Origin of the sequence: Pseudomonas sp. 7SR1, from assembly GCF_900156465.1 — a bacterium.
Taxonomy (GTDB): domain Bacteria; phylum Pseudomonadota; class Gammaproteobacteria; order Pseudomonadales; family Pseudomonadaceae; genus Aquipseudomonas.
Genome location: NZ_LT707064.1, coordinates 1251634 through 1270753, shown reverse-complemented (window position 1 = coordinate 1270753; position 19120 = coordinate 1251634). Strand labels below are relative to the sequence as shown.

Below are 19120 nucleotides of genomic sequence, written 5' to 3'. Positions count from 1 at the left end.
GGGCTCCCGTTTTTTTTGCCTGACACCAGGCATGCCGTGTCAGCAGTTCTCGTGTTACTTCACGTTCACCGTGATTTTCTTGGATACGATCGGGGGTTCGAACGGGATATGACCGGTATCGCCCAGTTCCAGCTGCAAGGTATGTTTGCCCGGGGCCAGCTTGATGGTGGCTTCGGTCTGTGCCTTGCCGAAGTGCATGTGGTTGGCGTCGGTGGGGATCGGCGCACCCGCGGCGGGCAGTTTGTCCACATCGACCAGCAGATGGTGGTGCCCGGTGTTCTTTGTCACATCACCGGCTGGGGCCAGGGCAATGCCCTTTACCCCGAACTTGACCTTGAACTCCTGGGGAACGGTGGCGCCGTCTTCCGGGGAAACGATGAATACTTGCGCGCCTTTTGGAGCGGGGGTCGCCGCTACAGCCAGCATCGAAGTCCCCAACAACAGGCCAGTCAACACTGCACGTGACATAAAGCTTTTCATTTTCTTCTCCAGTTTTTCCATGAAATCCGCCTGGCCATGACAACTTCATGACCATTCGTTGTCGAAGCCTGCGACAACCATAGCAAAGCGAGCCTGAACGAGCGTCGCTTGTACAAATTCAAAGGAGCGACCATGCGCTTTCTGCCTGGCCTGATTTGCCTGCTACCCCTTTTGAGCCCCTTGGCCCATGCCGAACTGATCGACGATATCAACGACCGCGGTGAACTGCGCATTGCCCTCGAAGCCGACACGGCCCCTTTCAACTTCAAGGAAGACGGCAAGCTCACCGGTTTTGAAGTGGAGCTGGGCCAGATGCTGGCCGGTGAACTCGATGTCCGTGCCGATTTCGTGGTGACCGATGCCGCAGACCTCTTGAGCGGCGTGGAAAGTGGCAAATACGATGTCGCCATCAACCACATAGCACTGACCCCGGAACTGGCAGAACGTTTCGATACCAGCGCCACGTACAGTCAACCGGATGCTCGATTGTTGGCGAGCAAGGAGCCGGAGCAACGTCCCTTGGTGATGGCGCAGTCGTTCCAGCCGGAGGAAGAGAACGAGCCTGCGCCAAGCCTGGTGATTCCGTTCCAGAAGGGCAATCCGGCATTCAAGGCCAGCCTGGACAACGCGTTGACGCGTATCAAGGAGGACGGGAGGCTGGAGCAGCTGTCGCAGAAGTGGTTGAAAAAACAGGAGTGAAGCTTCCAGGCGATGAGGCTAAACCATCAAGCTTCATTGACTGTTGGACCGCTATCGCGAGCAAGCTCGCTCCCAAACTGGAGCTGCGGTGCTCACCGATCATGAGTTCACGACGGGTCGAGTGTGGGAGCGAGCTTGCTCGCGATGGCGTCCTCCAATCCTAAGCAGGCCTGCGCCAGACACTTGCCAACCAAGGCTGTTGTTCCCGTGGCAACCCCGCCGGCCGGTAGTAGTGCTCCAGCTCCACGAAGCCCGCCTCCGTGAGCAAGGCGCGCCAGGCCGCGAGGTCATGGTAGGCGCCGAAACGCTGGCCGTTCCAGCCTTCCTGGTTTTCACCCCGTGGGTTGGAGCTGAACAGCACGCCGCCGGGCTTGAGCGTGGCGCGCAACTGCTTGAGCACCCGGGGCAGTTCCTGGACGGGAATATGGAACAGGACGGCGTTGGCGAAGATCCCGTCGAAGCGCTCGTCCGGCAGGTCGAGTTCCAGGAAGTCCTGTTGCCACACTTCGCAGCCACTGTCCTGGCGCGCCATACGGGCGAATGCCGGTGAACCATCGAGGCCGATCGCGACATGGCCCATGCGCGTGAACGTCTGCAGGTCACGACCGGGGCCGCAGCCGAAATCGAGAATGTGGAAGGGGGCCGGGCCCTGGATATGCCGCAGCAGCGCATCGATGTTCTGGCTGACGTCGTGGTCACGGGTCCCTTCGCGGAAGCTTTCGGCCACGGCAGTGTAGTGGCCCAGGGTCGTGGTGGTGATGGCGCGCAGGTCGTCGGGTGTGTGTTTCATGGCCACTGGCTTGATTGGGATCAGGGGCCGACTATACCGCATCATGAGCGCGTCACCTGCAGGAGCCGCGTTCCTGCAGGTTGCGCCCTCATTTGACTCAGCGCTTGTTCAGCCGCCGCGCCAGTCGATCCCCGCTCAGTTGGATCAGCGCCACCAGCATCACCAGCAGCACGATGACCGTGAGCATGACCTGGCTGTCGAAACGCTGGTAGCCGTAACGGTAGGCGATGTCGCCCAGGCCGCCGGCACCGATCGCTCCGGCCATGGCCGAGGAGTTGATCATGGTCACCAGGGTAATGGTGAACCCCGCGACGATGCCTGGCAGCGCTTCGGGCAGCAATACATGCCAGACGATATGCCTGCGCCGGCAACCCATGGCCTGGGCGGCCTCGATCAGGCCGTGGTCGACTTCCCGAAGGCTGACTTCCGCGATGCGGGCGAAGAACGGCGTGGCGGCGATGGTCAGTGGCACCACGGCGGCCCATACGCCGTAAGTGGTGCCGACGACCCACCGGGTGAACGGGATCAGTGCCACCATCAGGATCAGGAAGGGGATCGAGCGGAACAGGTTCACGAACGCACCGAGGGCGCGGTTCAGCGCCGGCGCTTCGTAGATCCCGCCCTTGCCGCTGGTGACCAGGATCACCGCCAGCGGAATGCCCGCCAGTAGCGCGATCAGCGACGACACGCCCACCATCAGGAACGTATCGACCAGACCCTGCAATAACCGATCAAACCACATAACCCAACACCTCCACTCGCTGTGCCCACTGGCCGGCCCGCTCGCGCAATTGCTCGACATTCCACGCCGAGCCGCTTACCGCCAGCAGCAATTGTCCGAGACCGTGCCCCTGGATCCGTTCGATGCCGCCCTGGAGCAATCGCACCCGTCCGCCCAAGGCGCTGAACAAGGCGGCGAGGTCCGGTTCGTCATGCCCCGTGCCGGTGAATTGCAGGCGCAGCACCGCAGCGGCATCCGCCGACGCCGGTTGCGCTTGCAGGCGGCCTTGCAGTTCGTCTGGCAGGGCCTGTTGCAATGGGGCCAGCAGTGTCCGGCTGACTTCATGTCGCGGGTTGCCGAATACTTCCCAGACCGGTCCCTGTTCGACGATTCGACCTTGATCGAGCACCACCACGCGGTCGCAGACCTCCCGGATCACCGCCATCTCATGAGTGATCAGCACGATGGTCAGGCCCAGCCGTCGATTGATCTGGCGCAGCAGGGCCAGGATCGACTGGGTGGTCTGCGGGTCCAGGGCCGAGGTGGCCTCGTCGCAAAGCAGGATCTGCGGATCGTGCACCAGGGCCCTGGCGATGCCTACCCGCTGTTTCTGGCCACCCGACAGCTGCGCCGGGTAGGCCTTGTGCTTGCCTTGCAGGCCCACCAGCTCCAGCAGTTCATGGACTTTGCGCTGGCGCTGCGCCTTGGGCACGCCGGCCACCTTGAGGGGCAGCTCGACGTTCTGCCATACGGTCTTGGCCGACATCAGGTTGAAGTGCTGGAAGATCATGCCGACACGTCGACGCAGCGCTACCAACTGGTCCTCATCGAATCCGCCGATGTCCACCTGATCGATCAGCACGCGACCGCTGGTGGGCTGTTCGAGGCGATTGATCGTGCGGATCAGCGAAGACTTGCCGGCCCCGCTGCGGCCGATGATGCCGAACACTTCGCCGCGCTGGATCGCCAGGTCGATGCCCTGCAGCGCGGCCACCGGCCCTTGGCTGCCGCTGTAGGTCTTGCCTACGCCGATGAAGCGCACATGGGCGCGGTTCAATTGCGGATGCAGCTCGGTGTGTTCGGCGCTCTGGAGAGGGGGTGTTTCAAGCCTGAGTCGAGCATTGATGGCATTCATGGTCAACCTTCCCAGCCGGCCTGGTAGAGCTTGCCATGGGCTTTGTCCAGGGCTGTGCGCACGGCGGGCGAATGTTGGTAGATGTCGACGAACTTGATCAGCCGTGGGTCGTCCTTGCTCTTGGGCTGGATCACGAACTGGATGACGTATTCCTTGTGGTCGAGTCCGTCGAACAGCAGGGCGGAAGTGGCGTCGAAGGTGTTCGCCAGGCGGATGTAGGCGGGGTAGCCCTGCACCAGGTCGGCGTCTTCATAGGCCCGCACCAGTTGCACGGCCTCGACTTGCAGGATCCGGAGTTTCTTCGGATTGGCCACGATGTCTTCTTCGGTGGCCTTGTAGCCCACGCCCGGCTTGAGGGTGATCAGCCCGGCCTTGGCCAGTAATTGCAAGCCGCGGCCGCTGTTGATCGGGTCGTTGGCGATGGCGACGCTTGCGCCTTCGGGCAGTTCGTCGAAGCTTTTGAAGCGCTTCGAATAAAGACCCACGTTGTTGATGATGCCCGGGGCGAACGGCACCAGGTCAAAACCGGCGGCGGCCTTGGCGTTTTCCAGGAACGGAATGTGCTGGAAATAATTCACGTCGATATCGCCGGAGGCCAGGCTGACGTTGGGCGCGATCCAGTCGCTGAACTCCACCAGCTCGACCTTCAGGCCCTGCTTGCCGGCCTCCTCCACGGCAGCTTCCAGGGGAATGGCGAACGCAGCGGTGGTGCCGATCTTCAACGGTGCGTCGGCGGCGAACAGCGCCGAGCTGAACAGGCCGAGGGCCAGGGCCAGTGCTTTGACTGGCAGGGTCAGGCGTTGCATGGTCATGTCGGTAATTCCAGTCATTTATGGTGAAGTGTGTACTTTCGTGGTCCACCCTGTTCTCGGTCCGAACGGGTCAGTGTCGGTAGGTCGAACCGGTGTGTCGTTCGGGCAAATGCGCCCCCGTGCGGAACAGTTTTTCCCGCAGGGTGCCGTCGTCGTATTCGGTCTTGTACGACCCGCGTCGCTGCAGCTCGGGAATCACCAGGTCGATGAAATCCACATAGCTCTGGGGCGTCACGATGCGGGTCAGGTTGAAGCCATCCAGACCGGCCTCGGCGACCCAGGATTCCAGCTCGTCGGCCACCTGCCCGGGCGAACCGACCACGGTGATGTAGCGTCCCCCCAGGGCGTGTTGCTCCAGGAGCTTGCGCCGGGTCCAGTCGTTGGCCTGCAGGATCCGGGTGGCGGACTGGATGGCGTTGCTCTTCACGTACTGGATCGGCTCGTCCAGTTCATACCGGGAAAAATCGATGCCGGTCGACGCGGAAAAATGTGCGACCCCGGCCTCGGCACTGGCGTAGCCCAGGTACTCGGCATGTTTGGCCCAGGCTGCCGCTTCGGTCTCGCCGACAATCACGTTCAGGCCCATGAACACCTTGATGTCCTCGGGATTGCGCCCGGCCTGGACGGCGCTGGCGCGTACCTTGTCCACCTGCTTCCTGGTCGCGGCCTTGTCCTGGCCACTGATGAAGACACACTCGGCATGCCGCCCGGCGAACGCCAGGCCGCGCTCCGAACTGCCGGCCTGGAACAACACTGGCGTGCGCTGGGGCGACGGTTCGCACAGGTGGTAGCCCTCGACCTGGTAGAACTCGCCCTGGTGCCGGACCTTGTGCACTTTTTCCGGTTGGGCGTAGATCCGCCGCTGCCGGTCGTTGAGCACCGCGTCGTTTTCCCAACTGCCTTCCCAGAGCTTGTAGAGCACTTGCAGGTATTCATCGGCCTGGTCGTAGCGGCGGTCATGTTCGACCTGGGCGGCCAGGCCCATGGCCCGGGCGGCGCTGTCCAGGTAGCCGGTGACGATGTTCCAGCCGACCCGGCCGCGACTCAGATGGTCGAGGGTGCTCATGCGCCGGGCGAACAGGTACGGCGGCTCATAGGTCAGGTTGGCGGTGAGGCCGAACCCCAGGTGGCGGGTGGCAGCCGCCATCGCCGAGACCAGCAGCAGGGGATCGTTCACCGGCAGCTGGATCGACTCCTTGAGGGTGACCTCCACCGATTGCTGGTAGACGTCGTAGACGCCCACCACATCGGCGATGAACAAGCCGTCGAACAACCCGCGCTCCAGCAGTTGTGCCAGGCCGGTCCAGTATTCGAGGGTGTTGTACTGGGTCGACGTGTCCTGAGGGTGAGTCCACAAGCCATGGTTGATGTGCCCGATGCAGTTCATGTTGAACGCATTGAGCAGGATCTTCTTCTTGCCCTGCGCCATCAGATGGTTCCTCGCAGCGGCGGTTTCTCATCGTTGAGGTAGAAATTGCCCACGGCGTGATATTTCCAGCGCACCGGGTCGTGGAGGGTGTGCACCCGGGCGTTGCGCCAGTGACGATCCAGGCCGTGTTCGACCAGGGTTGCCTGGCTGCCGGCCAGCTCGAACAATGTGCTACCGATGGCCAGGGAAACCTCGGTGCTGATGGCCCGGGCTTCAGCCACGGCAATCGAGGCCGCGGCGACCGTTTCGGCATGAGGGTCGGCCTGGGCCCGGTCGAGAAACTCGCCAGCGCGCTCCAGCAACGCCTCGGCGGCATGCAGGCGGCTGCCCAACTGGCCGAAGCTCTTGAGGGTGAGTGGATCTTCGGTGGCGATATCGCTGGTGGCATCGATCCACGGCCGGGTCTTGCTGCGGACAAAATGCAAGGCGTCTTCGTAAGCGGCGCGGGCGATGCCGGTATCGATCGCGGCGTGGAGGATCTGCGCCAGTGGACCGACCGGCGTGGGGCGCTCGAAGGCGCTCTGGAACGGCACGATGTCCTCGGCCTCGACCCAGACATCTTCGAACACCACCGAACCGCTGCCGGTGGTGCGCTGGCCGAAGCCGCTCCAGTCGTCGATGACCGACAGCCCCTTGCTGTCCCGCGGGACGAACGCCAACTGCTGCACGCCGTTTTCATCCACCACCGACGTGGGGATGCGCTGAGCGTAGATCGCTCCCGTGGCGTAGAACTTGCGCCCGTTGATGCGATAACCGCCGCCGTCGCGGCGCAGTTGGGTGGTGCGGTCGTGGGCAGTCCGGGTTCCGAGTTCCGCCAAGGCGTTGCCGAACCGCTGCCCGGCCAGCACTTCGGCGTAGAGGCGGCGTTTCTGCGCTTCGCTGCCGTTCACCCGCAGGACTTCCACCGCGTAGAAATGGTTTTGCGGAATCTGCCCCAGTGAGCCATCTGCCCGTGCGATCAGGGCCACCACCCTGGCCAGCGTGACACTGGAAACACCGGCGCCGCCATATTCCCGGGGTACGCTGATGCCCCACAGGCCGGAGCGGGAAAACGCCTCCAGTTCAGGGTAGGGCAGGCGGCGCTCGCGGTCGCGCAAGGCGCTGTCGCGCTTGAAATCTTCGGCCAGGTCGCTGGCGACGATCAGGGCTTGTTCGTCGCTGGTGATCACCGCGACGTGTTGGGAAAGCGTCATGTGCGTAACTCCAGAAGTCGGGTCGTCAGATCCAGGAATGCCGGGCCGGCAATGTGCCGTTCAGGTGGTAGGCGCCTATCGCGTGGTATTTCCAGCGCACCGGGTCATGCAGGGTGTGGACGCGCGCGTTGCGCCAGTGACGATCGAGGTTGAATTCGGCGAGGGTGGCGCGGCTGCCGGCCAGCTCGAACAGCTTTTCGCTGGCTTGCAGGGCGATTTCGGTGCTCAGCACCTTGGCTTCGGCCACGGCGATCGAAGCGCGGGCGGCCAGTGGCGCGGTTATGGGCGCGGCGCTGACCTGGTCCAGGACCTGGCCGGCCTTGCGCAGCAGGGCTTCGGCGGCGTGCAGGTCGATCTTCAACTTGCCGATGTCGGCGATGACATACGGATCGTCGCTGGCCCGCTCGACCTTGGCATCGATCCAGGGACGCGACCGTTCACGCACGAATGCAATGGCATCGTCGATGGCGCCACGGGCGATGCCGACGTCAATGGCCGCCTGGATCAGCTGCGAGATCGCGCCTTGTATGTTCGGGGTTTCGTTGATGCGCCAGTTATCGAGCACCAACTCGGCATCCACCCGTACGTTGTTCAGCAGCACGGTCCCGCTGGCCGTGGTGCGCTGGCCGAAACCCGACCAGTCGTCGACGATCCGCAGGCCGGGTGTGCCGCGCCGCACGAACGCCAATACCTGCCGGCCTTCGTCATCCAGTGCCTTGACCGCCACCCAGTGGGCAAACAGCGCGCCGGTGGAATAGAACTTCTGGCCATTGATGACAAAGCCATCGCCGTCGGCGGTAATCCGGGCCTTGAGTTCCAGGGTATTGCGCGTACCGCGTTCCGGCCCGGCGTTGCCAATGCGCCAGCCTTCGAGGACGCTCTGCAGGAGGATTTCCTTTTGCCGTGGCGTGCCGGTGCCGAGGATCAGTTGGAGCACACCGAACTGGTTCTGTGGAATCTGTCCCAGGGCCGGGTCAGCCGCAGAGATGATCGCGAAAACGTCGGCAAGGGTGACGAAGGAGACTTGCGGGCCACCATACTCGCGGGGGATGGAAATACTGCCCAGCCCGCTGCGGGTGAACTGTTCGATTTCCGACCAGGGCAGCTTGCGCTGTTGATCGCGCCGCGCGGCCTGCTGGCGAGCGACCTGGGCCAGATCATGGGCGGCCTTGATGGCCTCGGCATCGTTGCGCAGCACTTGTGCAGGCAACAGCAGTGGTGCGACGTCCAGATCGCTCTGGACCTTTGCTTGCGCCAGGTCAGACATCACAGCCGCTCCGTGGCGGCTGGCAGTGCCTTGGCGTTCTGCACCGGGGTGATTGTGTTCCGTACCATACCCACCTCACATTTCAGGAAAACGCCGCGATGAATGCGGCGGAAAAGAATGTCCGGTGGTCCGGTTCATATACCCTAAACGTGCGTAAATTATTTCTGAAATAACTTTTAGGGATATCAATAGAGTGGATTCGCCAAGTCGTCCTGACGAGGGTTTATCTCGTGGCCCCATAGCCGCCCTGGTCGGGGCGCTACATAACCTTGTGCAGATACTTCCCTCGCCAGTCGGGGGATCAGGGTCTGTGGCGGCGCGGTTCAGCGGCCCGGAGAGGTTCCGTCGGCGCTTGCTTTGAATAGAGACTGGTGCAACCGATCTTCAACGTGCGGGGTGGCGCCCAATGGGAATTGTTGCCTACCCGGTCGAGGATGCAGTAGGTGACCTCCAGGCGCAGGTCTTCTCCCGCTTCGAGGATGATGTGGGGCGGCACCCAGATGTTGATCGGCTGATCTACCTCGCCTGGCTTGACCCGGGGCAGGTCCATGCGCACATCGCCCCAGCGCAGGGTAATCGCATCGTCGGCGGCCATGTTCAGGTAGGGTTCGATGGTCAGCGGGACGCCGCGCTTGATCTGGCTCGGGTTCACGCCCTGGCGTCGGATGGTGCCCGGTATGCGTACCGGCGCCAGCCCCTGGTTCTCATCGCCACTCAGGGCCGAAGGCTGGCCCCCGGGACAATCGAGCTTGGCCTGGACCCGCAGCGTTGCCGACAGCGCCGGCCCGCGCCCGACCCGCATGACGCGGTAGTGGACCTGTGAGGTTCCATTGACGATGAAGCTCTCCGGCACTCGCAACCTGACACAGTCGTGCAGGTCGGCTTCGGCCAGCAGGCGGGAGCCAACGTAGCAGTTGTCCCAGAACAATTCGATCAAGTCACCGGCATCCATGCCGGGAGAAGCAGCGATGGCGACCTCCAGGCGAGCAGCGCTGGCGAGGTTGATACCGGCACGGTTGGCATTGGCCAGGGAGGGCGCGGCCAGTTCGGGAAGATTCGACGTACATGTCATGGTGTTCTCCTTGATACCTGCTAAACGAAATCCGTTTCGGAAAAATCAAAGGCTTTTCTGATCACGACATAATTTTTATTGCGGTCACGACCGGTCCCTTCGGTTCCATTGCCGCAAAGAATTAAATAATGTCCAGCGCCTGTTGGGTTCTAGATAAAGGTCCGATAGTTGTCGTGTCAATAGAGGTGTTTATCCATTAATTAATTATGTGAGGCTTCAGAAATATCCTACGCGACGATGGCAGCAATAAGCGGAGCGATGTTGCCTTTTCCTCGGGGATGGCGCAGGCCTAGGCATGAGGAAGGTCACGGATTGAGGAAGTAGATCGCGGGAAGTCGTGGCGAAATATAGATAGTTGGCGCGCAGCTTATAACCGGTGTGGCAAGGCTAAGTTGCAACTTTTTGCGTTGCAGGCAAGGGCGGGGTTTGCTTGTCAGTCATTGGATCGAACTTCCATCCCTGGAAGTAACGACGAGTTTCGATGGATTATTGGGCGATGCGCCCGTCAGCAAGAAACTTGCTCAGGAACTGGCGCGTCCGTTCTTCCTTCGGAGCGGCGAACAGGGCCTTGGCTTCGCCTTGTTCCACGATCACGCCCTTGTCGAAAAATACCACGCGGTTCGCCACGTCCCGGGCGAAGCCCATTTCGTGGGTCACGATGACCATGGTGCGTTTTTCTTCGGCCAGGCCGCGAATGGTCGCCAATACTTCGCCCACCAGTTCCGGATCGAGGGCCGAGGTCGGCTCGTCGAACAGAATCACTTGCGGCTCCATCGCCAGTGCCCGGGCAATGGCCACTCGCTGCTGCTGTCCACCGGAGAGCCGGCGCGGATAAGCGTCTTCCTTGCCGGCCAGGCCGACCTTGGCCAGGAGTCTGCGACCCAGGGCTTCGGCGTCGGCACGAGGAACCTTCTTGACCACAATCGGACCCTCGGTGACGTTCTCCAGGGCCGTGCGATGCGGGAACAGGTTGAAGTTCTGGAACACGAAGCCCACCTGCTGGCGCAATCGCCGCACCAGGCCCTGTTGCTGGTTCAATGGACGGCTGCCGTCGATTTCAATGTCGCCGACCTTGATCCGACCACTGCTGGGCTCCTCGAGGAAGTTCAGGCAGCGCAGGAAGGTCGTCTTGCCGGAGCCGCTGGGGCCGATGATCGCAACCACCTCGCCTTCTTCGATCTTCAGGTCGATGCCGTTGAGTACCACCTGACCCTTGAACTGCTTTGTCAGTTTTTCCACGACAATCATGGCTCAGGACTCCTGGTCATGCCGATTTACCCGGGCTTCCAGGACGTTCTGCAGGTGCGAGAGCACACTGGCCAGAACCCAATAGATCAGCGCGGCGGCAAGGTACATGGTGAAGATTTCGAAGGTTCGCGCGGTGATCAACTGCGCCTGGCGGAACAGCTCTGGAACCTGGATGGTCGCCGCCAGCGCGGTGTCCTTGACCAGGGAAATGAAGCTGTTGCCCAGCGGAGGCAGGGCCGTGCGTGCGGCTTGGGGCAGGATGGCCCGGCGCAGGGTCTGCGCGCGGGTCATACCGATGCTCGCCGCCGCTTCCCACTGGCCGCGCTCGATGGAGCTGATGGCGGCCCGCAGGATTTCACACGCATAGGCAGCCATGTTCAGCGAGAAACCGATCAGGGCCGCGGGCAGCGGATCCAGCTCGATGCCCAGTTGCGGCAACCCGTAATAGATCACGAACAACTGCACCAGCAACGGCGTGCCACGAAAGAACGACACGTAGATGCGGGCGATCCAGTTCACCAGCTTGAAGCGCGACAGGCGCATCAGCGCCAGGCCGAACCCCAGCAGCAGGCCGAAAAACATGCCACCCAGGCTGAGGATGACCGTGTAATACGCGCCCTTGAGCAAAAAGGGCGCGGAGTCCAGTGCGAGTTGAAGAGCTGCTTCCATTATTTCGTGACGTCAGCGCTGAAGTATTTTTCAGAGAGCTTCTTCAGCGTACCGTCGGCGCGCAGTTTCTCGATGGCCTTGTTCACGGCAGCCAACAGTTCAGGCTCGCCTTTGCGCAGGGCGATACCGGCTTCCTGGCGGGAGAAGGCTTCGCTGGTGACGGTGGTGTCCTTGGCTTTCTTGGCGTATTCCAATGCGGCCAGACGGTCGATCAGGATGGTATCGATACGGCCGACGCGCAGGTCCTGGAACTTGGTGGGGTCGTCATCGTAGGTTTTGACCTGGGCGCCGGGTACTTCAGCTTTTACCCACTGCTCGTAATTGGTGCCCAGGCCCACGCCGACTTTTTTACCGTCCAGGTCAGCGGCCTTCTTGATGTTCAGCTCGTCGGCTTTCTTGGTCAGTACCAGCGCTTGAATCCCGGAAACGGTGTAAGGCTCGGAGAAGTCGTATTTTTTCTTGCGTTCCTCGGAGATGGTTACCTGGTTGACCACAGCGTCCAGCCGCTTGGACTCCAGCGCCGCGAGGATGCCGGCCCATGGAGTCGTCTGCAGCTTGACCTTCACGCCCAGTTCCTTGGCCAGCGCTTCGGAAAACTCCACTTCGAAGCCGGTCAGTTTGCCGCTGTCATCAACGAAGCTGAACGGTGGATAAGTGCCTTCCAGGCCGATCTTGATTTCACCGGCATCCTTGATTTTCTGCAGTTGCTCACCGGCAACCGCTTGCCCCAGCAGCCCGGCGCTCAATGCCAGGCCCAGCGAACCCACCAACAGGTTGCGACGTAATGCGGAAAAATTCATGACAAGCCCCTGTGTTTTCTTATGAACAGATATTTTGGCTGAGATAAGGCGTAGCCGCGATTCGAGAAGGTTGCCACATCCTGCCTCAAAGCAACCTGGGCGTCTCGCGGCAAATGCGCCTGCGGCGAGACTATAAGTTGGCTTTTATAGATTGGAAAATAATATTAAATAAATCCTATATGCCTATTTGGAATTTCTCCCGGTGAGAGCGAGCTTGTTCGCCAGCGCAGTGGATCAGCTCAGTTCCAATCAACTGACACACCCTCATCGCGAGCAAGCTGGCTCCCATTGAGGGTTTCCAGATCTTCAGAACACTGCGTCATAGGCAAACAACGCCGGTGCGCCACCGGTGTGCAGGAAGATGATAGGGCCGTCGTCGAAACGGTCGCGGCCAATGCCGTCGAGCAGGCCGGCCATGGCCTTGCCGGTATAGACCGGGTCCAGCAAGAGGCCTTCCTGGCTGGCCAGCAACTTGATCGCCGCCAATGTGCCGGCATTCGGCTCACCGTAGCGAGGGGCGAAATACTCGTCCCAGAGGTTTACCTTGAAGGCCTCCGGAAGCGCCACATCGAGCAGTTGGGCGACGCCTTCGGCGAGCCCCTGGACCTTGGGGAACTGATCCTCTTCGCTGCGCGAAACCGTCACGCCGACCACGGGGAGCTCCGGCAGGGCCTGGCTCAAGGCCAGGGCCAGGCCGCTGTGGGTGCCGGCGCTGCCCGAGGCCAGTACCACGGCGGCGAACGTCAGACCGGTGTCCTTGATCTGCTCGGCCAGTTCCAGGCCCGCGCGCACATAGCCCAGCGCACCCAAGGCATTGGATCCGCCTATCGGAACCAGGTACGGCTTCTTGCCATTGCTGCGCAGGCGGGCAGCCAGGGCCTGCAGTTGCTCGTCGGCGTTGTCCAGGTTATCCACCAGTTCCACCTTGGCGTCGAACAGCTCCAGCAGCAGCCGGTTGCCGTTGCCCAGGTAATTGCTGTCCTGGCTGTCGATGGGGTTTTCCAACAGCGCGACGCAACCCAGGCCCAGCCTGGCCGCCAACGCAGCGGTCTGACGCACATGGTTGGACTGGATCGCGCCGCCGGTAATGAGGGTGTCGGCACCTTGGGCCAAGGCATCGGCGGCCAGGTATTCGAGCTTGCGCAGCTTGTTGCCGCCCAGGGCCAGGGGCGTCAGGTCGTCGCGCTTGATATAGACGTCCCGTCCGAGCCAGGTGGAGAGGCGGTCGAGTTTTTCCAGCGGTGTCGGATGGCTGAGCAGGTCGAGACGGTTAAAGCGAGACAGCTGTTCTTTGATCATGAGTCCGTACTGGTTGTAGGCGATGGCTGGACTATAGGCACGCCGATATTCAGGGGCAACCGGCAATCATTTGTTCTCAAATAAACCGGCGCGGAATTGGGGACTCGAATGATTTGCGAGCGCCGAAAAAACTGTGTGAGCGGGCTGGCTCGCGATAGCGGTGGTTCAGTGGGCCTCTGTATTGACTGACAGACCGCCATCGCGAGCCAGCTCGCTCCCACAGGGAGTTGTGTTTGGCAGTAGGCACATGTCTTTTGAGCACTGAACGAATGCTCGCCAGGCAACGTCATACCCTCCCGTAGGCTAGCGTAGGAAGGATGCCGTTGAGCCCTGCGATTAGTCCTTAGCTGCCTATTCATGTTTAACTTGAACGTTCATTCAAGTTAAACCGTCGGTTTGCTGCCCGCTCACAACAGGAGGCTTGCCTTTGCCGAGTCCGTATTCCACCGCCATCCTTTCGCTGTCCGGGGTGCTTCGTTCATGAGTGCCTCGTCCCTTCCACCCAGCGGCCTGGTCCGCATGAACCCGCCGGTCTTTTACTTCGCCGCGACCTTTATCCTGCTGTTTGGCCTGGTGGTGATTGCCATACCCACCCAGGCCGGCGCCTGGCTCCTGGCGGCGCAGAACTGGGCGGCCAACACGGTCGGCTGGTATTACTTGTTGGCGATGACCCTGTATCTGGTCTTCGTGGTGGTCACCGCCTTGTCCGGCTACGGCAAGATCAAGCTCGGTGCCGACCACGACGAACCCGAATTCAGTTATCTGTCATGGGCCGGCATGCTGTTCGCCGCCGGCATCAGCATCACGTTGTTCTTCTTCTGCGTTTCCGAGCCGCTGACGCACATGGTGCAGCCGCCTCAGGGCGAGGCCGGTACCGCCCAGGCGGCGCGCCAGGCCATGCAGATCCTGTTCCTGCACTGGGGCCTGCATGGTTGGGGCGTCTTCGCATTCGTCGGCATGGCCCTGGCGTATTTCGCCTACCGCCACAACCTGCCGCTGGCCCTGCGTTCGGCGCTGTACCCGCTGATCGGCAAACGCATCAATGGGCCCATCGGCTACGCCGTGGATGGCTTCGGCATCATTGCCACCGTGTTCGGCCTTGGCGCGGACATGGGCTTCGGTGTGCTGCATCTCAATTCCGGGCTCGACTACCTGTTCGGCATCGCCCACACCCAATGGATCCAGGTCGGCCTGATCGTGCTGATGATGGGCGCGGCGATCATTGTGGCGGTGGCCGGTGTCGACAAGGGCGTGCGCGTCATGTCCGACATCAACATGCTGCTGGCCTGCGCCCTGCTGCTGTTCGTGCTCTTCGCCGGACCCACCCAGCACCTGCTCAATACCTTGATCCAGAATGTGGGCGATTACCTTGGCGCCTTGCCGATGAAGAGTTTCGACCTCTACGCCTATGACGAGCCCAGCGACTGGCTGGGGGGCTGGACGGTGTTCTACTGGGCCTGGTGGATTGCGTGGTCACCCTTCGTGGGGCTGTTCATCGCACGGATTTCCCGCGGCCGCACCATTCGTGAGTTCGTCTTCGGTGTTCTGCTGATTCCCTTGGGCTTCACCCTGGCGTGGATGTCGATCTTCGGCAACAGCGCCATCGACCAGGTGCTCAACCACGGCATGAGTGCCCTGGGCATGTCGGCCCTGGAAAACCCCTCGATGAGCCTTTACCTGCTGCTGGAAACCTACCCGTGGAGCAAGACGGTCATCGCGGTCACGGTGTTTATCAGCTTCGTGTTCTTCGTCACGTCCGCCGACTCCGGTACCGTGGTGCTTTCGACGCTCTCGGCCAAGGGGGGCAACCCCGATGAAGACGGGCCGAAATGGCTGCGGGTGTTCTGGGGGGCGATGACCGCCCTGGTGACCAGTGCGCTGTTGTTTTCCGGCAGTATCGATGCCCTGAAATCGGCGGTGGTGCTCACGTCATTGCCCTTCTCCCTGATTCTGCTGTTGATGATGTGGGGCCTGCACAAGGCGTTTTTCCTCGAGTCCCAGAAAAAGATCGCCCAGATGCATTCCCTGGCGCCGGTGTCGGGCTCACGCCGGGGCAAGGGCGGTTGGCGGCAACGCTTGAGCCAGGCTGTGCATTTCCCGTCCCGCGATGAGGTCTACCGTTTCCTCGACAGCACGGTGCGTCCGGCCGTCGAGGAAGTGAAAGCGGTGTTCGCCGAAAAAGGCCTGACCGTGCTGACCCCTCCAGACCTGGCCAATGACTGCGTCAGCCTGGAAATCGGCCATGGCGAGCAGCATCCGTTCATCTACCAGGTGCAGATGCGTGGCTACTTCACACCCTCCTTCGCCCGGGGCGGCATGGGTTCCAAGGAACTCAACAACCGGCGCTACTACCGTGCCGAAGTGCACCTGAGCGAAGGCAGCCAGGACTACGATCTGGTGGGCTATTCCAAGGAACAGGTGATCAACGACATCCTCGACCAGTACGAACGGCACATGCAGTTCCTGCACCTGGTGCGTTGATCGCCGGGCCTCACACCAGGCCGCCGTTGGCGCGCAGCACCTGCCCGTTGACCCAGTCGGCGGCGGGGCTCGCCAGGAAGGAGACGATACGGGCGATGTCTTCCGGCTGGCCGAGGCGCTCCAGGGGCGGCATCTTGGCGTAGTGCTGGACCTGCTCCTCGCTCTTGCCGTGCATGAACAGCTCGGTGGCGACCGGGCCGGGAGCGATGGCATTGACCGTGATCTGCCGGCCCCGCAGCTCCTTGGCGAACACCTGGGTCAGGGACTCCACGGCGGCCTTGCTGGCGATGTACACCGAGTAACCGGGCAGATTGAGGCCCACGGTGCTGCTGGAAAAATTCACGATCCGACCGCCATCGTTCAGGCGGGTCGCGGCTTCGCGAAGCGTGTTGAAGGTGCCTCGGGTATTGATGGCGAAGGTCTGCTCGAACAGTTCGTCGCTGTGCTGTGCCAGCGGCAAGACCTGCAGGATACCGGCGTTATTGACCAGCAGGTCGACCTTGCCCAGGTGTGTTTCGGTCTCATCGAACATCCGCCGGACATCGGCGGCGCATGACACATCGGCCTTGATCGCGAGGGCCTGGTGACCTGCCTGGCGCAGCTGCACCACCAGCTTCGAGGCTTCGATGGCATTGTTGGCGTAGTTGATGGCGACGGCGAATCCGTCTTCAGCCAGTTGCCTGGCGACTTGCGCACCGATTCCCCGGGAAGCTCCGGTCACAATGGCCACCTTGGATGTCTGTCGGATCATGGCTGCGTTCCTCGATTGAAGTGGATGAGAGGAAGATTCACATGTTTACTCTCGGCGATAAATGCAGGAGAGTTGCCGTAACTGTTCAAGAATGACCAACAATCAAGGCTTGGAAAAACACCATGGATCAAGTCAAGGCCATGCGGGTATTCGTGCGCATCTATGAGCGCAGCAGCTTTACCCTGGCCGCCGAAGACCTGAACCTGCCCCGCGCGACGCTGACCCATACCCTCAATCAGTTCGAAGCCTGGCTAGGTGTGCGCCTGATGGAGCGCAGTACCCGCAAGGTGCGGCCGACCCTCGATGGCGAAGCCTATTACCCTCGCTGCGTGCAGTTGCTGGCGGAGCTGGAGGAGGCCGAGCTGGCCTTTCGCAGCGTGGCGCCCAAGGGCAAGCTGCGGGTGGACCTGCATGGAACCCTGGCCCGGAGTTTCGTGATCCCGGCGCTGCCGCAGTTCATGGCCCGCTACCCTGACATCGAGCTGTCCATCAGCGAGGCCGATCGTTTCGTCGACCTGATCGCCGAGGGTGTCGATTGCGTGTTGCGGGCGGGCACGCTGGGGGACTCGTCGTTGATCGGTCGCCGCGTCGCCAGCCTGCGGCAGATCACCTGCGCCAGCCCCGCCTACTTGCGCCAGTACGGCGAGCCGAAAAACCTGGACGACTTGAGTCGGCACCGGGCGGTGAACTACCTGTCGCGCACCACCGGCAAACTGTACCCGTTCCAGTTCATGGTCGAGGGTGAGCTCAAGGAGGTAGCCATCGATGGCGCGCTTTCGGTGTTCGGCGCCGAAATCTACGCGGCCTCGGCCATTGCCGGCTTGGGCCTGATCCAATGCCCGCGCTATCGGATGCAAACCCAGCTCGAGCAGGGGCTGGTCCAGGAAATTCTCCCCGCGACCCCACCGCCGCCCATGCCGGTGTCGGTGCTTTATCCTCACAACCGTCACCTGTCACCCAGGGTGCGGGTGTTTGTGGATTGGCTGGCCGAGGTGTTTGCCCAGGCGCGGTAACGTGCTCTGGTTTTCCTGGCACTGCTTCCACAACCATGCGAACTTTCAAGCTGATCGATACGTCTGTGCAATATCGGCTTCTGCCATCCGTACCCACCTTCCGAACCCTTCGTCCGAATAGAGAGCCTTTCGATGACCTACATCGCCGCCGAAAACCGCTATGAGTCCATGCCATATCGTCGCGTCGGCCGCAGTGGCCTGGTGCTGCCGGCATTGTCACTGGGGTTGTGGCACAACTTCGGCGACAGCACGCCTATCGACACCCAACGGGCGTTGTTGCGTACGGCGTTCGACCTGGGTATCAACCATTTCGACCTGGCGAACAACTACGGCCCGCCCTACGGCAGTGCCGAAATCAATTTCGGACGGCTGCTGCGCGAAGATTTCAAGCACTACCGCGATGAGCTGATCATCTCCAGCAAGGCCGGTTGGGACATGTGGCCCGGACCCTATGGGCAGGGTGGCGGCTCTCGCAAGTACGTGCTGGCGAGCCTTGACCAGAGCCTGCAGCGCCTGGGGCTGGATTATGTGGACATCTTTTATTCCCACCGCTTCGACCCCGACACGCCGCTGGAAGAAACCGCCAGTGCACTGGCCACCGCGGTGCAACAGGGCAAGGCATTGTATGTCGGCATCTCTTCGTATTCCGGCGTGAAGACCCGGGAAATGGCTGCGCTGCTCAAAGAGTGGAAAGTCCCGCTGCTGATCCATCAACCGGCCTACAACCTGCTCAATCGCTGGGTAGAGAAAGACCTGCTGGATGCCACCGACGAGCTCGGCACCGGTGTGATTGCCTTTACGCCCCTGGCCCAGGGGCTGTTGACCGACAAATACCTCAAGGGCATTCCGGCGGACGCGCGGGTCAACCGTCCGGGTGGCGGTTCGTTGCAGGCCTCGCATTTATCGGAAGAGAACATCGCCCATGTGCGCGCCCTCAACGAGATCGCCCAGCGGCGCGGCCAGAGCCTGGCGCAGATGGCCCTGGCCTGGACCCTGCGGGACGCGCGGGTGACCTCCGCCCTGATCGGCGCCAGCCGGCCGGAGCAGATCATCGAGAATGCCGGTGCCTTGCAGAACCTGAACTTCAGCGCCGAAGAACTGGCCGAGATCGATCGGTTTGCCCAGGAAGGCGGGATCAATCTTTGGGAAAAGCCATCGTCAGCCGAGTAACCCTTCCAGTACGGCGAACATACACCCCCGTGGCGAAGGGATTTATCCCCGCTGGATGCGAAGCAGCCCCAGGGACAGCTGAGCACGGCCT

The 19120-nt window shown here is 61.8% G+C and carries 18 protein-coding genes; 4 read left to right on the top strand and 14 right to left on the bottom strand.

What is annotated here, in order from left to right:
* Positions 1-54 precede the first annotated feature (54 nt).
* Positions 55-480: a DUF4399 domain-containing protein gene (locus BW992_RS05830; protein ID WP_072397778.1), complete on the bottom strand. Its 426-nt coding sequence runs from the start codon at positions 478-480 to the stop codon at positions 55-57.
* Between the two features lie 132 nt (positions 481-612).
* Here BW992_RS05830 and BW992_RS05825 point away from each other — a divergent pair, with 132 nt between their 5' ends.
* Entirely contained in the window at positions 613-1179 is a 567-nt protein-coding gene (locus BW992_RS05825) for a transporter substrate-binding domain-containing protein (RefSeq protein ID WP_072431768.1), read from the top strand.
* Positions 1180-1339: 160 nt separating this feature from the next.
* Here BW992_RS05825 and BW992_RS05820 read toward each other — a convergent pair whose 3' ends face one another.
* The 12 genes from BW992_RS05820 to BW992_RS05765 all read right to left on the bottom strand — a co-directional run bounded on the left by BW992_RS05820 (position 1340) and on the right by BW992_RS05765 (position 13614).
* A complete protein-coding gene (locus BW992_RS05820) occupies positions 1340-1969 on the bottom strand; it encodes a class I SAM-dependent methyltransferase (RefSeq protein WP_072431794.1) in 630 nt (209 codons plus the stop codon).
* A gap of 97 nt (positions 1970-2066) precedes the next feature.
* Positions 2067-2711 (bottom strand): methionine ABC transporter permease, encoded by a 645-nt coding sequence (locus BW992_RS05815; protein WP_072459154.1) that lies wholly within the window; start codon positions 2709-2711, stop codon positions 2067-2069.
* Positions 2701-3825, bottom strand: coding sequence for a methionine ABC transporter ATP-binding protein (locus BW992_RS05810; protein WP_076405747.1), 1125 nt, complete (start codon positions 3823-3825; stop codon positions 2701-2703). Before BW992_RS05810 ends, BW992_RS05815 begins: the two co-directional genes overlap by 11 nt.
* 2 nt (positions 3826-3827) lie before the next feature.
* Positions 3828-4637, bottom strand: coding sequence for a MetQ/NlpA family ABC transporter substrate-binding protein (locus tag BW992_RS05805; RefSeq protein WP_076405744.1), 810 nt, complete (start codon positions 4635-4637; stop codon positions 3828-3830).
* Between the two features lie 70 nt (positions 4638-4707).
* The gene (locus BW992_RS05800) at positions 4708-6066 is read right to left on the bottom strand and encodes an LLM class flavin-dependent oxidoreductase (protein ID WP_072397711.1); all 1359 of its coding nucleotides are present in this window, start codon (positions 6064-6066) and stop codon (positions 4708-4710) included.
* Positions 6066-7259, bottom strand: coding sequence for an SfnB family sulfur acquisition oxidoreductase (locus BW992_RS05795; protein ID WP_072397712.1), 1194 nt, complete (start codon positions 7257-7259; stop codon positions 6066-6068). Before BW992_RS05795 ends, BW992_RS05800 begins: the two co-directional genes overlap by 1 nt.
* 25 nt (positions 7260-7284) lie before the next feature.
* A complete protein-coding gene (locus BW992_RS05790) occupies positions 7285-8526 on the bottom strand; it encodes an SfnB family sulfur acquisition oxidoreductase (protein WP_072397713.1) in 1242 nt (413 codons plus the stop codon).
* A gap of 301 nt (positions 8527-8827) precedes the next feature.
* Entirely contained in the window at positions 8828-9598 is a 771-nt protein-coding gene (locus BW992_RS05785; RefSeq protein ID WP_076405742.1) for a hypothetical protein, read from the bottom strand.
* A 486-nt stretch (positions 9599-10084) separates the two neighbouring features.
* On the bottom strand, positions 10085-10846 hold the full coding sequence (tcyN, locus tag BW992_RS05780; protein ID WP_072397715.1) for an L-cystine ABC transporter ATP-binding protein TcyN: 762 nt from the start codon (positions 10844-10846) through the stop codon (positions 10085-10087).
* Between the two features lie 3 nt (positions 10847-10849).
* Entirely contained in the window at positions 10850-11515 is a 666-nt protein-coding gene (gene tcyL, locus BW992_RS05775; RefSeq protein WP_014336021.1) for a cystine ABC transporter permease, read from the bottom strand.
* Entirely contained in the window at positions 11515-12315 is an 801-nt protein-coding gene (gene tcyJ, locus BW992_RS05770; RefSeq protein WP_072397716.1) for a cystine ABC transporter substrate-binding protein, read from the bottom strand. Before tcyJ ends, tcyL begins: the two co-directional genes overlap by 1 nt.
* A 306-nt stretch (positions 12316-12621) precedes the next feature.
* Positions 12622-13614: a D-cysteine desulfhydrase gene (locus BW992_RS05765; RefSeq protein ID WP_072397780.1), complete on the bottom strand. Its 993-nt coding sequence runs from the start codon at positions 13612-13614 to the stop codon at positions 12622-12624.
* Positions 13615-14133: 519 nt separating this feature from the next.
* Between BW992_RS05765 and betT the strand changes: the two genes are divergently transcribed.
* Positions 14134-16095, top strand: a complete 1962-nt coding sequence (gene betT / locus BW992_RS05760; protein WP_168199088.1) for a choline transporter BetT — start codon at positions 14134-14136, stop codon at positions 16093-16095.
* Positions 16096-16105: 10 nt separating this feature from the next.
* On the opposite strand, the gene BW992_RS05755 is transcribed toward betT, so the two are convergent.
* On the bottom strand, positions 16106-16846 hold the full coding sequence (locus tag BW992_RS05755; protein WP_072397718.1) for an SDR family oxidoreductase: 741 nt from the start codon (positions 16844-16846) through the stop codon (positions 16106-16108).
* Positions 16847-16968: 122 nt separating this feature from the next.
* On the opposite strand from BW992_RS05755, the gene BW992_RS05750 reads away from it, so the two are divergent.
* Entirely contained in the window at positions 16969-17859 is an 891-nt protein-coding gene (locus tag BW992_RS05750; RefSeq protein WP_072431760.1) for a LysR family transcriptional regulator, read from the top strand.
* 132 nt (positions 17860-17991) lie between these two features.
* The gene (gene mgrA, locus BW992_RS05745) at positions 17992-19029 is read left to right on the top strand and encodes an L-glyceraldehyde 3-phosphate reductase (RefSeq protein WP_072431759.1); all 1038 of its coding nucleotides are present in this window, start codon (positions 17992-17994) and stop codon (positions 19027-19029) included.
* Positions 19030-19120: the final 91 nt, after the last annotated feature.

Coding starts and splice junctions, on each gene's coding strand:
- betT (WP_168199088.1), top strand. CDS start 14,134: ATGAACCCGCCGGTCTTTTACTTCGCCGCGACCTTTATCCTGCTGTTT.
- BW992_RS05805 (WP_076405744.1), bottom strand. CDS start 4,637: ATGACCATGCAACGCCTGACCCTGCCAGTCAAAGCACTGGCCCTGGCC.
- BW992_RS05755 (WP_072397718.1), bottom strand. CDS start 16,846: ATGATCCGACAGACATCCAAGGTGGCCATTGTGACCGGAGCTTCCCGG.
- BW992_RS05820 (WP_072431794.1), bottom strand. CDS start 1,969: ATGAAACACACACCCGACGACCTGCGCGCCATCACCACCACGACCCTG.
- BW992_RS05825 (WP_072431768.1), top strand. CDS start 613: ATGCGCTTTCTGCCTGGCCTGATTTGCCTGCTACCCCTTTTGAGCCCC.
- tcyN (WP_072397715.1), bottom strand. CDS start 10,846: ATGATTGTCGTGGAAAAACTGACAAAGCAGTTCAAGGGTCAGGTGGTA.
- mgrA (WP_072431759.1), top strand. CDS start 17,992: ATGACCTACATCGCCGCCGAAAACCGCTATGAGTCCATGCCATATCGT.
- tcyL (WP_014336021.1), bottom strand. CDS start 11,515: ATGGAAGCAGCTCTTCAACTCGCACTGGACTCCGCGCCCTTTTTGCTC.
- BW992_RS05810 (WP_076405747.1), bottom strand. CDS start 3,825: ATGAATGCCATCAATGCTCGACTCAGGCTTGAAACACCCCCTCTCCAG.
- BW992_RS05815 (WP_072459154.1), bottom strand. CDS start 2,711: ATGTGGTTTGATCGGTTATTGCAGGGTCTGGTCGATACGTTCCTGATG.
- BW992_RS05765 (WP_072397780.1), bottom strand. CDS start 13,614: ATGATCAAAGAACAGCTGTCTCGCTTTAACCGTCTCGACCTGCTCAGC.
- BW992_RS05790 (WP_072397713.1), bottom strand. CDS start 8,526: ATGTCTGACCTGGCGCAAGCAAAGGTCCAGAGCGATCTGGACGTCGCA.
- BW992_RS05750 (WP_072431760.1), top strand. CDS start 16,969: ATGGATCAAGTCAAGGCCATGCGGGTATTCGTGCGCATCTATGAGCGC.
- BW992_RS05785 (WP_076405742.1), bottom strand. CDS start 9,598: ATGACATGTACGTCGAATCTTCCCGAACTGGCCGCGCCCTCCCTGGCC.
- BW992_RS05830 (WP_072397778.1), bottom strand. CDS start 480: ATGAAAAGCTTTATGTCACGTGCAGTGTTGACTGGCCTGTTGTTGGGG.
- tcyJ (WP_072397716.1), bottom strand. CDS start 12,315: ATGAATTTTTCCGCATTACGTCGCAACCTGTTGGTGGGTTCGCTGGGC.
- BW992_RS05800 (WP_072397711.1), bottom strand. CDS start 6,066: ATGGCGCAGGGCAAGAAGAAGATCCTGCTCAATGCGTTCAACATGAAC.
- BW992_RS05795 (WP_072397712.1), bottom strand. CDS start 7,259: ATGACGCTTTCCCAACACGTCGCGGTGATCACCAGCGACGAACAAGCC.